Here is a 14489-nt window from a genome sequence, read left to right as displayed (position 1 = left end):
GGCCGCGCGGATCCGGCTCCGCCGGTCCGCAGCGGCGCCCCCTGGGGGGAAGCGCGCAGCGCTGCGGGGGGGATTTATCTATTCTCGGAATTCCGGCGCCCAATGCAGCAGCCGGCGTTCCAGCCAGGTCACACAATAAACCAGCGCGATGCCGACGATGGACAGCAGCGTCACCGCCGCGAACATGTCGGTGGCGTTCAGCGTCGCCAGCGCGGTGATCATCAGATAGCCCATGCCCGTGGTGGAGCCGACGAACTCCGCCAGCACCACGCCGATCAGCGCAAAGCTGATGGCATTCGGCAAGGCCGCGAAGGTCCACGCGGCCGCGGTCGGGATGCGCACGCGCCACAGGATCTGGCGCGGCGAGCCGCCCAGCGTGCGGCAGAAATCCACCAGTTCGCGTTCTACTGCGCGTCCGCCCTTGTAGGTGTTGAAGAACACCAGGAAGAACACCACGAACCAGGACGTCACCACCTTGGAGGCAAGGCCCAGGCCGAAGAACATGGTGATGAGCGGCACGAAGGCGATGCGCGGCATCGAGTTGAAGGCCACGATGAAGGGATTGAACACGTCGGCCAGGAAGCGGCTGCGGCTGAGCGTCATGCCCACCACGAAGCCGCTGCCCACGCCCACCAGCAGTCCCACCATGGTGGCCTGCAAGGTCAGCCACAGGTGCGGCCAGACCGAACGCGGGCCGGGCTGCAGCCATTCCCACAGGCGCACGGCCACCCGCGAGGGCTGGCTGATGAAGAAGGGATCGAACAGTGTGTTCTGGGCGAACCAGGGGATGCGCGTGAGTATCTCCCAGGAGCCCAGGATGACGGCAAGTATCAGCACCTGCCACAGGGTGATGCGCAGCCGGCGCGCGATGCTGGCGCGGCGGTCCAGCCGCAGCTGGTCCTGCAGGGAATCGGCGGAGTAAGTGGTGGTCATGACGCGTAGGGATTCAGGCGGCGGCGCGGAACTGCTGTCCCAGCACACTCCAGAGGCTTTGCACATGGGTCACGAACTGCGGTGTTTCGCGCAGCGTGAAGACATCGCGCGGATGCGGGATCTCGATGCGCTCGTCCAGCAGCACGCGGCTGGGCGGGCCGGACAGCACCACCACGCGATCGGACAGCAGGATAGCTTCGTCGAGGTCGTGCGTGACCATGACGATGGTCTGGCCCAGCTTGCGCCAGATCTCGATCAATTCGCGATGCAGGTGGGTCTTGGTGTGCGTGTCCAGCGCGCCGAAGGGCTCGTCCAGCAGCAGGATGCGCGGTTCGACCGCCAGGCTCATCAAGAGCGCCACGCGCCGCCGCATGCCGCCCGACAACTGGTGCGGAAAGGCGTCGGCGAACTGGCTCAGGTGGCCCATTTCCAGTAGTTCCGCCACGCGGCGCTCGATCTTGTCGGCGGCCACGCCCTGGAACTTCAGGCCCAGCGCCACGTTCTTCCTCACGCTGAACCAGGGCAGCAGCGTGTCCTTCTGGAAGATGTAGCCCAGGGCCGGCGGCACCTGCCCGTCCACGATCCGCCCGTCCACGTGGATCGTGCCGGTGGTCGGGCGCAGGAAACCCGCGATCATGTTCAGCAAGGTGCTCTTGCCGCAACCGGACGGCCCGACGATGGAGACGAACTCGCCTTCCGGGATCGTCAGGCTGACCTCGCCCACCGCGTGTGTGGTGGCCTGGCGCGTCTGGTAGGCCTTGCCCACCTTGTCCAGCGTGATCATCAGAGGCCCCGGGCGCGGCGCACGAAGCTCATGTTCACGCAACGGTCGTAGGGCACGGTCTTGATCTCGTCATTGGAGAACTGGCGGCCGTCGCCCATGATGGCCGTCATGCGGTCATAGGCGTCCTGGGTGATGATGTTGTCCTTCAGGAACACCGTTTCCTTGTAGACGCCCAGCGTCTTTTCGATGGCGGCGCGCGGAAAGGCGTTCAGGTAATCGTCGTAGATCGCGTCAGTGACGGCGGCGGCGCTGTTGGCGCTGATGAAGTCCTGCGCACGGACCAGGGCGGTCACGAAGGCCTGCACCACTTCCGGGCGCTTCTGGATGGTGTCCTGCAGGGTCAGGGCCGCGATGCCGGGCACGTCGCCGCCCATGAATTCGTTCCACGAACTCTCGGTCGTGGCGTCGAAGATGGGCACGCCCCAGCCTTCCTGTTGCGCCTGTTCCATCATGGACATGGTGGCCATGCTGGCGGACACGGAGCCGGTCTTGAGCGCGCCCAGCATGGTGGCCAGGTCGCCCAGCGGGCGGATGTCAACCTTGTCGGCCACGCCGGCCTTCTGCATCAGGTACAGCGCCATCAGCCAGGTGCTGGACTGCGGCTGGGTCGCGCCCACGCGCTTGCCGGCCAGGTCCTTCAGCGATTTGATCTTGCCGCTTTCAAAGTCCTCGCGGCGCACGATGACGTTGGCGTAGGTGAGCTTGCGGTCAAAGCCGAACACCAGCGTGGCGGGCTTGCCGGCCAAGGTGAGCGCGGGGGCGGCCGTGGCGGCGGTGGCGCCGAACGCGATCTGGCCCGCGGCCAGCAGCTGGTTGGTGCGCGGGCCGCTTTGCGAATTCAGGTATTCGACTTCCAGCCCGCCTTCGCCGAAGTAGCCCTTTTTCAGAGCCACATAACCCGCGGCAAAGAACGGGTCGATGCTGCCCTGGCCGTAGACGACGCGGCCCAGCTTGGGCTGGGCGAACGCGACGCGGCCATTGACCAGGCTGATGCTGGCCAACGCGCCTGCGGCGGCCAGCACGCGGCGGCGGGTGGTGAAGTCGGGGCTGTTGCTCATGTCGTCCTCGGAATAGGTCTGGTTGCAGCGGTTTGGCGTAGACAATACCCCAGCAACTGGCGTCCAACAATGGAAAACGCCCGGTTGCCCGGGCGTCGTGCGCGATGGTCGGGAGGCGGCGGCGCCAGGCGCCGCGCCCGTTTTACGCGGCGGTCTTTTTCGGCGCCGCCTTCTTCACCGCTTTCTTGGCGGCCGTTTTCGTGGCCGTCTTGGTGGCGGTCTTCTTCACCGCGGCCTTCTTGGCCGGCGCTTTCTTTGCGGCGGTCTTGGTCGCGGTCTTGGCGGCCGTCTTGGCCGGTGCGCGGCCGGGCTTTTCAGGACGCGGCTCGAACTCGAAGCCGATCTTGCCGTCCGGCTGGCGGACGAGGAAGGCCTTGAACTTGCGGTTGGTGCGGCTGGAGACGAAGCCGTCGAGCAGGTCGGTGCGGCCGTTGGTCAGCAACTTTTCCATTTGTTCGCGCGAGATCTCCTGCTGCAGGATGACCTTGCCCGAACGGAAATCGCAGCTCTTTTCGGGGCCGACGGATTTCTCGCAGACGTAGCTCATGCCGTGCTCGAAGACGCGCGACTGGCACTTGGGGCACGAACCCACCGGCGTGTGGCCGGAGAAGTCCACGGCTTCGGAGTCGTCCTCGTCGTTCTGGCCGAAGTCGAATTCCAGCTTGAATTCGTCGCTGATGCGCAGGATGGCGGCGAACGGTCGGCCCATCTTGCTGATGAAGCCTTGCAGCGGACCGATTTCGCGCTTGGCCAGCAGCTCTTCCACTTCGGGCAGCTCGAAGGTGCGGCCGCCCGGATGCTTGCCGATGGAAAAGTCGCAGGCGGTGCAGGCAAAGCGGCGATAGTTTTCCTTCACCACGGCGCCGCACTTGGGGCACGGCGTCTGCAGCGTGGCGTAGTCGCCCGGCACCGTGTCACGTTCGTATTCCTTGGCGCGCTTGACGATGACTTGCGTCATCTGCGCGATCTCGCGCATGAAGGCCTCGCGGCCCAGTCCGCCCTGCTCGATCTGCTTGAGCTTGTGCTCCCATTCGCCGGTGAGTTCCGGCGAGGTCAGTTCGGTCACGTCCAGGCCGGACAAGAGCGTCATCAGCTGGCGCGCCTTGGCGGTGGGCACCAGGTCGCGGCCTTCGCGGCGCAGGTAGCTTTCGTTGAGCAGGCCTTCGATGATGGCGGCGCGCGTGGCCGGCGTGCCCAGGCCGCGCTCGGACATTGCTTCGCGCAGTTCCTCGTCGTCCACCAGCTTGCCCGCGCCTTCCATGGCCGACAGCAGCGTGCCTTCGTTAAAGCGCGCCGGCGGTTTGGTGGTCAGGCCGACGGCTTCCACGTCCTCGGTGCGCACGGTCTCGCCGTCCGCCACGGGCACCAGGTTGGCGTCTTCGCCTTGGGCTTCCTTGCCGTAGACGGCCAGCCATCCCGGGCTGACCAGCACCTTGCCGTCGGTGCGGAAGCGATGCCCCTGCACTTCGGTCATGCGGGTGGTGACGCGGTATTCCGCGGCGGGGAAGAACACCGCCAGGAAGCGCTTGAGCACCAGGTCGTACAGCTTGGCCTCGGCTTCGCTCAGGTCGTGCGGGATCTGCAGCGTGGGGATGATGGCAAAGTGATCCGACACCTTCTTGTTGTCGAAGATGCGGCGGTTGGGCTTGACCCAGTTCTCGCTGACCACCGTGCCGGCGTGGCGGGCCAGGCCGCCCACCGCGTTGGAGCCGCCCTGCGCCAATGCGCGCATCGTCTCCTTGACGGTGTTGATGTAGTCCTCGGGCAGGTAGCGCGAGTCGGTACGCGGGTAGGTCAGCGCCTTGTGGCGTTCGTACAGGGTCTGCGCCAGCGCCAGCGTGGTCTTGGCCGAAAAGCCGAAACGGCCGTTGGCCTCGCGCTGCAGCGAAGTCAGGTCATACAGGGCCGGCGACATCTGGGTCGACGGCTTGGACTCTTCCGTGACGCTGCCGGGCTGTTCGCGGCAGGCGGCCACCACGCTCTGGGCGGCGGCCTGCGACCATAGGCGCGATTCGCGCTTTTCGGGGTCGCGGTCGTCTTTCTTGAATTCCGGGTCGATCCAGCGGCCTTCGTACAGGCCGGCGGCCGCCACGAAGGTGGCGCGCACCTCCCAGTAGTCGCGCGGCACGAAGCGGCGGATACGCTCCTCGCGTTCGGCCACGATGGCCAGCGTGGGCGTCTGCACCCGGCCGACCGGGGTCTTGAAGAAGCCGCCGTCCTTGCTGTTGAAGGCGGTCATGGCGCGGGTGCCGTTGATGCCCACCAGCCAGTCGGCTTCGGCGCGCGAGCGCGCGGCCGCTTCCAGCGGCTTGAGCTGGACGTCGTCGCGCAGGTTGGCGAAGGCTTCGCGGATGGCGGCCTGGGTCATCGACTGCAGCCAGAGGCGCTGGATCGGCTTCTTCACGCCTGCGTACTGAATGATGTAGCGGAAGATCAGTTCGCCTTCGCGCCCGGCGTCACAGGCGTTGATGATGGCATCGACGTCCTTGCGCTTGGCCAGGCGGACCAGCAGCTTGAGCCGTTCGGCCGATTTCTTGTCGGTGGGGCCCAGTTCGAATTCGGGCGGAATCACGGGCAGGTGCGTAAAGCTCCACTTTCCCTTGACCGGATCGTTGGGCGCGACCAAGCTGAGCAAGTGGCCGATGCTCGACGCGAGTACGTAACGTTCGCTTTCAAAATAGTCGCCCTCGCGCGCAAAGCCTCCCAAGGCGCGTGATATATCGAGGGCTACCGAGGGCTTCTCGGCAATAATCAGCGTTTTATTCATGTGTATCCAGTGGCGGCAGTCCCGCCGTAGTAGCGCGGATAATAAGATCGGAGATTCGCCAGATGCAAGTCGGCACTGAAAGACAAGCGGGATCCGAACTACACGCCTGGCGTCAATTTCTGGCGCGCAGCACCCTCTGGCTAGGTGTTTTGCTGCTGGGCAGCGCCGCGGTTTGCTGGGTCGCCGCCAATTGGCAGGACATGACAAAAGTGCAGCGCTTCGCCGGCGTTCAGGGCCTTCTGGCGGTTTGCGCGCTGGCCGCTGCCTGGGCCGGATTGCGCCTGCGGGCCAGTCCAGGGGTGCGGCGCACCATACCGGGCGCCCTGCTCGCCCTGGCTGGCATCCTCCTGGGAGCGCTGCTCGCATTACTAGGCCAAACTTACCAGACTGGCGCCGATACCTGGGAACTGTTCGCCTGGTGGGCGCTGCTGCTGCTGCCCTGGGCGCTGGCCGCCGGCAGCCAGGCCGTCTGGCTGCTGTGGGCGCTGGTGCTGAACGTGGCCGTGGCCTTGTGGCTGGGCGAGCGCGTGTTTTCCTGGATGCTGATATTGGGCGGCCCGGGCGTGCCCGGCCTGATGATGGCCGGCCTGAACCTGCTGCTGCTGCTGGGCTGGGAGCTGGCTGCCCGCCGCTGGCGCGCCAGCACCCTGGTCGGTCCGCGGGTCCTGGCTGCCCTGGCGATCAGCGTGCTGGTGCTGACCCAGATGCTTGGCGACTTCCTGGGCCGCGGCCTGGGCCTCTATAACGGCATCGCCTGGGTCGCGGTGACCCTGGGCCTGGGCTTCTATTATCAGAAGGCCCGGCGCGACCTGATCATCCTGGCCATGTTGGCTGCCGGTGTCATTTGCGTGTCGTTGCGGGTGGCGGGCGAATGGCTGCTGCGCCTGGAGCCCGGCGTCTGGGCCGCGCTGCCGCTGGCGGCGCTGCTCATGGCCGAGGCCGTCTGGGCCGCGCGCTGGCTGCGGCGCCTGGCGGGCGATCCGCAGGCGGCCGTCGCGGCGAGCGCGGACGCGGAGCCGGCCGCCGCCTCGGCCGGCAACTCGGTGGACCCGGCGGACAGCGGGGCGCCCGTGGCGCAGCTGGCGGCCGCTCCGGCGCCTCAGTCGGATCCGCCCTGGTACGTGCAGTGCCTGCTGGGCCTGAGCGCCTGGTTGGCGACCTTGCTGCTACTGGTGTTCATTGCCTTCTCGGGCTTTATCACCACGGAAGGCGGCGCACTGGTGGCCGGGCTGGTGCTGTGCGCGGCCGGCGTGGCGGTGCTGCGCAGCGACGCCGGTCCGTTCTGGCGCCAGTGCGGCACGGCCATGGCTTTCGCCGGGCAGATCCTGATCATCTTCGGGCTGTCCAGTTCGACCTCGTTCGCCAGCGCCTGCGTCTTCGTGCTGCTGATGGCGGCCACGGTCTACGCGGTGGGGCCCGACGTCATCCTGCGTTTTCTCAGCGGCCTGCTGATCGCGGCGGCGGGCGCGGGCCTGATCTGGCGCGTGTTGTCGCCCGACCTGGGGCAAGAGGACCTGCTGGACGCCTGGATGGCGTTCGACGCCCTGCGCGCCACTTTCCTGTGGCTGCCCATTGCCGTGACCGGGGCCTGGGCCACGGCCGTCATCTTTACCGTCAGCCATCGCCTGGGCGGCAAGCGCGCCCATGCCCTGCAGCCGCTGGGCTGGGCCTTCCTGCTGTCGGTGCAAGGCATGGTGTGGCTGGCCAGCGGCATCTCCATCAAGCAGTTGCCCGCCATGTGGCAGCTGAATCCGCATACGGCCGTGCTGGTCGCGGCCGGCGCGCTGCTGCCCGTGGCGGCGGCCTTCGCGGTGCTCTGGCCGCGCCGCCACATGCTGACGGCGGGCGTCACCTGGGGCGTGCCCATCGGCCTGCTGATCCTGGCGCTGTTCTGGCTGCCCAGCCCCGGCGTGGGCTTCGCGCTGGCCTGGCTGCTGCTGGGCTTCGGCTTGAACCAGTCCCGCGTGGTGGTGTTCGGCGTGATCAGCCTGTTGGCGTATCTGGGCGTCTATTACTACCAATTGGACGTGCCGCTGCTGCAAAAAGCCTTGTGGCTGGGCGGCGCCGCGCTGCTGCTGTTCGTGCTGCGCGCCCTGGTCTGGCTGGTGCCGCGCCTGATGCGCACCATTGCGCCCAAGCAGCGCGGGGCTCTGCCGCCGGTATCGGCGCCCTTGCGCTGGCGCACGCTGGCCATCCTGGGCGGCCTGGTGCTGGTGCTGGCGGTCACCAACGGCGGCATCTGGCAGCGTGAAAAACTGCTGGCGTCGGGCAAGGTGGTCATTCTGGAACTGGCGCCGGTGGATCCCCGTTCGCTCATGCAGGGCGACTACATGGCGCTGAACTTCGCGGCCAGCCGGGAAGTCACGCGCCTGCGGCTGGGCGGCGAGCGTCCCGAAGCCGAGGACTCCGTCATGGGTTACGAGCCGGACGGCTATGTAATGTTGCAGACCGACGCGCGCGGCGTCGGGCAGCCGCTACGCATCCAGCCCGACACGCACCCGCATACCGATGCCGAAGTGCCGCTGCGCTACCGCATCCGCGACAACAGCGTGCGCATCGTGACCAACGCCTATTTCTTCCCGGAAGGCCAGGCCGAGCGCTATCAGGTCGCCAAGTACGGCGAGCTGCGCGTGGCGGAAAACGGCGAGGCCCTGCTCGTCCGGATGCTGGACCAGGACCTCAAGCCGCTGTAGCGGCGGGCAGCGGGAAACGCCGCGCCCATTGCGCGGTGGCTTCCCGCAGGAAATGGCCGCGGTCCGCGGCATCGATGGGGTCGAAGCCCAAGGCTCGCCAGGCGGCCATCAGCGCCGCCAGGGGCGCCCCGGTGTCGATGGGCGGGGCGCCGTTCTGCTTGGACAGTTTCAGGCCGCTGGAAGCGTCCAGGATCAGCGGTACGTGCAGGTAGCGCACGGGCGGCAGCCCAAGCAGCCGGCCCAGCACGCGCTGGCGCGCGGTGGAACTGAGCAGGTCCGCGCCACGCACCACATCGGTCACGCCTTGCGCGGCGTCGTCCACCACCACCGCCAATTGGTAGGCCCACAGGCCGTCGGCCCGCCGCAGGGCGATGTCGCCCACGGCTTGCGCCACGTTTTGTTCCTGCGGCCCCAGCCAGCGGTCAACGAAATGTTCCACGCCTTCCGGCATGACCACGCGCCAGGCGCGGGCCTCGCGGCCTGGTGGCAAGCCGTGGCGGCAGGTGCCGGGATACGGCCGTTCGCCGTCGGCCCCGGGCGCGGTCTGGCCGCGCAGCGCCGAATCGGCGATTTCGCGTCGCGTGCAGCCGCAGCCGTAGATCAGGCCGCGCGCGGCCAGCGAGTCGAAGGCGGCTTGATAGGCGTCGCCGCGGCGCGACTGCCACATGATGTCGCCGTCCCAATCCAGGCCCAGCGCGCTCAATTGGCCCATGATGACCTCGGCAGCGCCGGGCACCGTGCGCGGCGTGTCCACGTCTTCGATGCGCAGCAGCCAGCGCCCGCCATGGGCACGCGCGTCCAGCCAGCTGGCCAGCGCGGCAACCAGCGAGCCCGCATGCAGCGGGCCGCTGGGACTGGGGGCGAAGCGGCCGACGTAATTCACGATGGGACGCCCGCGCGGCCATGCGCGCGGGTAAGGAGTAACGGCATCAAGCGACGCGGATGCCGTTCAATGCAGCAAGCGCGTGCCGTCTTCGTCCAGCAGCTCTTCCAGGACCAGGTTGTCGATCTCGGCCTCCTGGCTCCAGAGAACCATGAGGGCGATGATCTTGATCTTGGACAGCGGCACGGGCGTTTCCGGCGACGCCAGGCCCCGGTCGATGACGATTTCGCGCAGCGGCGCGGGCAGCACGCCAGCCGATTCCAGGAAGGCGATGAAGCCGATGGATTCGGTACCGAGCTGCTGGTATTCGTTGTCGGTGTAGATCCGGGTGCCGGTGGCGGGGGCCTGGGCGAGATCGACGCAGCGTTCGGTGGTTTCGGCCAGGCCGTACAGCCAGCCCAGGGCGTCGTCGATGTCTTCGTGCTCGAAACCGGCGGCGGCAAGCCGCTTTGCGAGCACGTCCGCCGCAGGACAGGCTTGCGGCGTGTAGTAATTCTCGTACAGATAAACCAGGATATCGAACATATGGCGCAGTTTTGTGCCTGTTTGCACAGTCGGCCCGCATATCGGCAGACCAGCAAACATGAATTTTACTTTACGCTGATTTATAGGGGTGGGCAACCGGCCGGAGGGTGGAATGTTGTATGAAGTCACCTTGCCTCAAAACGCGCACATTTTTACCCTAAATGCTGCCAATATTCATGATTCGAGGCAAAAAGGGGCAGACCGATAAGGTCCGCCCCTTTTTGTTTTCGGGTGGCTGATCAGGCCGCTTTGGGCGCGTTTTCCAGCTTGAGCTGAGCGATCTGGCGCATGAACACCGGGATGCAGATTGCCAGCCCGATCAGGCCGCTGGTCAGGCCCGGCAGGATGGTCAGCAAGGCGCCGATGGTGCACAGCCAGCGCTCCCAGCTCTTCATGCCCACCAGCATGTAACGCGAGAACGCCGCCGACAGCAGTACCAGGCCGACCATGCAGCCGAACAGCGTCACGAAGAAGTCATACCAGGTGAAGCCCTGCACCGAGATCAGCAGCGACGGCGAAAACACGAACACGAAGGGCACGATGAGCTTGGTGATGCCCAGCCTGAAGGCGGTGTTGCCGGTCTTGAATGGATCGCTGCCCGCCATGCCCGCCGCCGCATAGGCCGCCAGCGCCACGGGCGGTGTAATGTCCGCCAGGATGCCGAAATAGAACACGAAGAAGTGCGCCGCGATGGGCTGCACGCCCAGCTGCACCAGCGTGGGGGCGGCCACCGCCACCATGATCAGGTAGTTCGCCGTGGTGGGGATGCCGCAGCCCATCAGGATGCAAACCAGGCCGGTCATGATGAGCGCGGCGATCAGCGTGAGCGTCTGGGTATTGGCGATGGCATCGGGGATGACCGTTGCCGCGCCGCCGGCGATCGCCTGGGCCGCCGAGATGACGATGTACGAGATCTTGAAGCCCACGCCTGTCAGCGTGACCACGCCGATCACGATACCCACGGTACCCGCCGCGGCGCCCACTGCCAGCGCGTACTTGGCGCCGGTCTCGAAGGCTTCGTACAGGTCGCGCAGGCGCAGCCGCTGGAATGGATTCAGCAGGCCCACAATGATGCAGCCGGTAATGCCCGCGAACGCCGCCAGGTAAGGCGTGCGGCCGCTGGCCAGCACGCCGATCAGCAGGATCAGCGGGATCAGGGTGGGCCAGCGCATCTTGAACGACTGCTTGAGCTTGGGCATTTCTGCTTCGGTCAGCCCGCGCAGACCTTCGCGCTTGGCCTCGAAGTGCACCTGCATGAACATGCCGAAGAAATACAGGAAAGCCGGGAAAATGCCCGCGATCGCGATCTGCTGGTACGGAATGCCCAGGAATTCGATCATCAGGAAGGCCGCCGCGCCCATGATGGGCGGCGTGATCTGCCCGCCCGTGCTGCTGGCGGCTTCCACACCGGCCGCGAAGTGCCGCGGGTAGCCGATGCGGATCATGGCCGGGATGGTCAGCGAACCCACCGTCACCGCATTGGCGACCGAGGAACCCGACAGCATGCCGAACATGGCCGAGCCGAACACCGACACCTTGGCCGGCCCGCCGGCGTAGCGGCCGGCGATGGTGGAAGCGACGTCCAGGAACAGCTGGCCCAGGCCGATACGGGTGGCCAGCACGCCGAACAGCACGAAGTGGAACACATAGGTCGCCACCACGCCCACCGCCACGCCGTACACGCCCTGGCTGGTCAGGTACATGTGGTTGACGATCTGGGGCCAGGTGTTGCCCGCGTGTTGCAGCAGTCCTGGGAAATACGGACCGAACATGGCGTAGGCCATGAACACCAGCGCGATGATGGGCAGCGGCCAGCCCATGGCGCGCCGCGTGGCTTCCAACAGGCCGATCAGCAGGATCGAGCCCATGAACACGTCTATGGGCAGCGGATTGCCCACGCGGAAGGCCAGGTCCTCGAAGATATAGGGGATGTACAGCACCGACAGGGCCAGTGCGATCGCGATGATCCAGTCGTACAGCGGAATGCCGCCGGGCGCGTACCAGGTGGACTTGGGCTCGCGCGTGTAGTGCGACTTGGAAAAGCCGAACACCAGGAAGATCAGGCTGAGCACGAAAGCCAGGTGCACCCCGCGGTGCGTGGCTTCGCGCAGCAGGCCGAAGCCGGCCGTGTAGTAGTGGAAGATGGAGAGCGTAACCAGCAGGCCGGAGACGATCCAGGTCGCCGTCTTGTCCAGCGGCCGGAAGCGGATTTCCGAATCGTACTTCTCCGCCAGCTGCTGGGTTTTTTCGTGATCAATTTCCATCGCAGTAATTCTCTGGGTGATTCAGCAAGCAGGGCCGCTCGTGGCGGCCCTACTCAAGCGCGGCGCATTGCGCCGCGGACATGCACTGCCATCCCTGCGCCCCATGGCCGCGCGGCACGCTAGTCGCATGACCTCGTCGCCACTGATCGGGGCCGCGTGGATCCGGCTCCGCCGGTCCACTGCGGCGCCCCTGGGGGAAGCGCCGAAGGCGCTCGGGGGGCCTACTTCAGCAGCCCGATTTCCTTGTAGAACTTTTCAGCGCCCGGGTGGAACGGAATGCCGGCGCCCTTGACCGCGTTGTCGCGGGTGATGAGCTTGCCCTTGGCGTGGCCGTTGTCCAGGGTCTTGCGGGTGGCGTCGCTGTACAGCGCCTTGGTGACGTCGTACACCACCTGCTCCGGCAGCTTGGCCGAGGTGACCATCTGGGCGTTGACCGAAATGGTCTTCACTTCACCCACGTTCTGGTAGGTGTTGGCGGCAATGGTGTCCGGCGTGAAGAATTCCTGCTTGGCGCGCAGCGCGTCGATCTCCGGGCCAACCAAGGGCACGATCTCGATGCCGGCGCCGCTGGACGCCAGTTCCGCGATGGCGCCTGCGGGGGCGCCGCCCACGAAGAAGAAGGCATCCAGCCCGCCATCCTTGAGCTTGTCGCCGGCTTGGTTGGGCTTCAGGTATTCGGCCTTGATGTCCTTGTCGGTCATGCCGTAGGCGCCCAGGATCAGACGCACGTCCACCAGGGTGCCGGAACCCGGCTCATCCATCGACACGCGCTTGCCCTTCAGGTCGGCCACGCTCTTGATGCCTGCGCCCTTGCGGGCCACCAGGTGGATGCTCTCCGGGTACAGCGTGGCGATCAGGCGCAGGTCTTGCGCCTTGGGCTTGCCTTCGAAGGTGCCGGTGCCGCTATAGGCCCAGAAAGCGACGTCGGACTGCGTGAAGCCGGCTTCGAAGGAACCGCCCAGAATGCCGTTGATGTTGGCCACCGACCCGTTGGAGGCGACCGCCGTGGCGACCAGCTTGCCGGGTTGGGACACCGCGTTGGCGATGATGCCGCCGATGGGGTAGTAGGTGCCGGCCGTGCCGCCCGTGCCGATGCGGAAGAATTGTTGCGCTTGCGCGGTGCCGGCGGCGCCGACTGCGGCGGCCGCGATGGTCAGGGCGGTGATCCAGGTCTTGAGTTTCATGCGAGCTTCTCCGAATTCTTGCTGACGGGTATCAGTAATGTGATTTCTGCCGATGGGCGAATTCCCCCGGCAAAATCTGCCTCCCCTCGGGGGCTTTCTTTATGATGAAATTCTGTCATGCCCGTCCCCTGTAGCCAATGATTACAGGGCTATGGTTTTCCAGGGGGTCGCATCGCCCAAGGTTATGGGCGGTCCCGCTTTGGTTATGGTGTGCGCTTACATCCCAGCAGTGCTGATAACGGAGTTTCCAAGATGTCCCAGGAAGTCATACGCGGCATTGCGCTGCCCCCCGCCGCCCAGCCGGGCGATCCCCTCGCCCGCGTCGATACCCCCAGCCTGGCGCTGGACCTGACCGCCTTCGAAGCCAACCTGCGCGCCATGCAGGCCTGGGCCGACCGCCACGAAGTCGCCCTGCGGCCGCACGCCAAGGCCCACAAGTGCCCGCAGATCGCGCTGCGGCAGGTGGCATTGGGCGCGCGCGGCATCTGTTGCCAGAAGGTCAGCGAAGCCCTGCCCTTCGTGGCCGCCGGCATCCGCGACGTCCACATCAGCAACGAAGTCGTCGGCCCGGCCAAGATGGCACTGCTGGGCCAACTGGCGCGCGCCGCCAAGATCAGCGTCTGCGTCGACAACGCCCAGAACCTGGCGCAGCTGTCCGCCGCCATGGTGCAGGCCGGCGCCCAGATCGACGTGCTGGTGGAAGTGGACGTGGGCCAGGGCCGCTGCGGCGTATCCGACGACGCCACCGTATTGGCGCTGGCGCAGCAGGCGCGCGCGCTGCCAGGCCTGAATTTCGCGGGCCTGCAGGCCTATCACGGGTCGGTGCAGCACTACCGCACCCGCGAAGAACGCGCCACCGTCTCCCGCCAGGCCGCGCGCATCGCCGCGTCCTACGCGCAGCTGCTCCGTGAAAGCGGCATCGCCTGCGACACCATCACCGGCGGCGGCACCGGCAGCGCGGAGTTCGACGCCGCCAGCGGTGTCTATACAGAACTGCAGGCCGGCTCCTATGCCTTCATGGACGGCGACTACGGCGCCAACGAATGGGGTGGCCCGCTCAATTTCCAGAACAGCCTGTTCCTGCTGTCCACCGTGATGAGCACGCCCACGCCTGACCGCGTGGTGCTGGACGCCGGCCTCAAATCGGCCTCCGCCGAATGCGGCCCGCCCGCCGTCTATGGCGAATCCGGCCTGACGTGCACCGCCATCAACGACGAGCACAGCGTGGTGCGCGTCGAACCCGGCGCCACGGCGCCCGCGCTGGGCAGCGTGCTGCGCCTGGTGCCCGCGCACGTGGACCCCACCTTCAACCTGCACGACGGCCTGGTGGTGTTCAAGGATGGCGTGGTGCAGGACATCTGGGAAATCTCCGCGCGCGGTTTCTCGCGCTGAATCGTG

10 protein-coding genes are annotated in these 14489 nt (G+C 66.6%); 2 read left to right on the top strand and 8 right to left on the bottom strand.

Going from position 1 to position 14489, the window contains the following annotated elements; genetic code table 11:
• Window positions 1-78: 78 nt before the first annotated feature.
• From HV793_RS07150 to HV793_RS07135, 4 genes are all read right to left on the bottom strand, one after another.
• Window positions 79-933 carry an ABC transporter permease gene (locus HV793_RS07150; protein WP_054455713.1) on the bottom strand — a complete coding sequence of 285 codons (855 nt, stop codon included), beginning with the start codon at window positions 931-933 and terminating at the stop codon, window positions 79-81.
• A gap of 13 nt (window positions 934-946) precedes the next feature.
• Window positions 947-1717, bottom strand: a complete 771-nt coding sequence (locus HV793_RS07145) for an ABC transporter ATP-binding protein (RefSeq protein WP_054455711.1) — start codon at window positions 1715-1717, stop codon at window positions 947-949.
• Window positions 1717-2775 (bottom strand): ABC transporter substrate-binding protein, encoded by a 1059-nt coding sequence (locus HV793_RS07140; RefSeq protein ID WP_119449796.1) that lies wholly within the window; start codon window positions 2773-2775, stop codon window positions 1717-1719. The genes HV793_RS07145 and HV793_RS07140 overlap by 1 nt, the downstream gene beginning before the upstream one ends.
• A gap of 142 nt (window positions 2776-2917) precedes the next feature.
• Window positions 2918-5542, bottom strand: coding sequence for a DNA topoisomerase III (locus HV793_RS07135; protein WP_175212920.1), 2625 nt, complete (start codon window positions 5540-5542; stop codon window positions 2918-2920).
• Window positions 5543-5604: 62 nt separating this feature from the next.
• On the opposite strand from HV793_RS07135, the gene HV793_RS07130 reads away from it, so the two are divergent.
• Window positions 5605-8235 (top strand): GDYXXLXY domain-containing protein, encoded by a 2631-nt coding sequence (locus HV793_RS07130; RefSeq protein WP_175212919.1) that lies wholly within the window; start codon window positions 5605-5607, stop codon window positions 8233-8235.
• On the opposite strand, the gene gluQRS is transcribed toward HV793_RS07130, so the two are convergent.
• The 4 genes from gluQRS to HV793_RS07110 form a co-directional block, all read right to left on the bottom strand.
• Window positions 8222-9118: a tRNA glutamyl-Q(34) synthetase GluQRS gene (gluQRS, locus tag HV793_RS07125; protein WP_175212918.1), complete on the bottom strand. Its 897-nt coding sequence runs from the start codon at window positions 9116-9118 to the stop codon at window positions 8222-8224. The two genes, HV793_RS07130 and gluQRS, sit on opposite strands and share 14 nt — an antisense overlap.
• Before the next feature lie 66 nt (window positions 9119-9184).
• Entirely contained in the window at window positions 9185-9643 is a 459-nt protein-coding gene (locus tag HV793_RS07120) for a Smg family protein (RefSeq protein WP_042795808.1), read from the bottom strand.
• A gap of 239 nt (window positions 9644-9882) precedes the next feature.
• Entirely contained in the window at window positions 9883-11907 is a 2025-nt protein-coding gene (locus HV793_RS07115) for a TRAP transporter permease (RefSeq protein WP_054455701.1), read from the bottom strand.
• 221 nt (window positions 11908-12128) lie between these two features.
• Window positions 12129-13091 (bottom strand): TAXI family TRAP transporter solute-binding subunit, encoded by a 963-nt coding sequence (locus tag HV793_RS07110; protein ID WP_054455699.1) that lies wholly within the window; start codon window positions 13089-13091, stop codon window positions 12129-12131.
• A gap of 252 nt (window positions 13092-13343) precedes the next feature.
• Here HV793_RS07110 and HV793_RS07105 point away from each other — a divergent pair, with 252 nt between their 5' ends.
• Entirely contained in the window at window positions 13344-14483 is a 1140-nt protein-coding gene (locus HV793_RS07105; RefSeq protein WP_054455697.1) for a DSD1 family PLP-dependent enzyme, read from the top strand.
• Window positions 14484-14489 lie beyond the last annotated feature (6 nt).

Origin of the sequence: Achromobacter aegrifaciens (genome assembly GCF_902859965.1) — a bacterium.
In the GTDB taxonomy this organism is placed as follows: Bacteria; Pseudomonadota; Gammaproteobacteria; order Burkholderiales; family Burkholderiaceae_B; genus Achromobacter; species Achromobacter aegrifaciens.
The sequence above is the reverse complement of the archived record's forward strand: the minus strand, read 5'-3'. Positions and strand labels throughout refer to the sequence as shown.

Coding starts and splice junctions, on each gene's coding strand:
- HV793_RS07140 (WP_119449796.1), bottom strand. CDS start 2,775: ATGAGCAACAGCCCCGACTTCACCACCCGCCGCCGCGTGCTGGCCGCC.
- HV793_RS07120 (WP_042795808.1), bottom strand. CDS start 9,643: ATGTTCGATATCCTGGTTTATCTGTACGAGAATTACTACACGCCGCAA.
- HV793_RS07135 (WP_175212920.1), bottom strand. CDS start 5,542: ATGAATAAAACGCTGATTATTGCCGAGAAGCCCTCGGTAGCCCTCGAT.
- HV793_RS07110 (WP_054455699.1), bottom strand. CDS start 13,091: ATGAAACTCAAGACCTGGATCACCGCCCTGACCATCGCGGCCGCCGCA.
- HV793_RS07130 (WP_175212919.1), top strand. CDS start 5,605: ATGCAAGTCGGCACTGAAAGACAAGCGGGATCCGAACTACACGCCTGG.
- HV793_RS07105 (WP_054455697.1), top strand. CDS start 13,344: ATGTCCCAGGAAGTCATACGCGGCATTGCGCTGCCCCCCGCCGCCCAG.
- HV793_RS07150 (WP_054455713.1), bottom strand. CDS start 933: ATGACCACCACTTACTCCGCCGATTCCCTGCAGGACCAGCTGCGGCTG.
- HV793_RS07115 (WP_054455701.1), bottom strand. CDS start 11,907: ATGGAAATTGATCACGAAAAAACCCAGCAGCTGGCGGAGAAGTACGAT.
- HV793_RS07145 (WP_054455711.1), bottom strand. CDS start 1,717: ATGATCACGCTGGACAAGGTGGGCAAGGCCTACCAGACGCGCCAGGCC.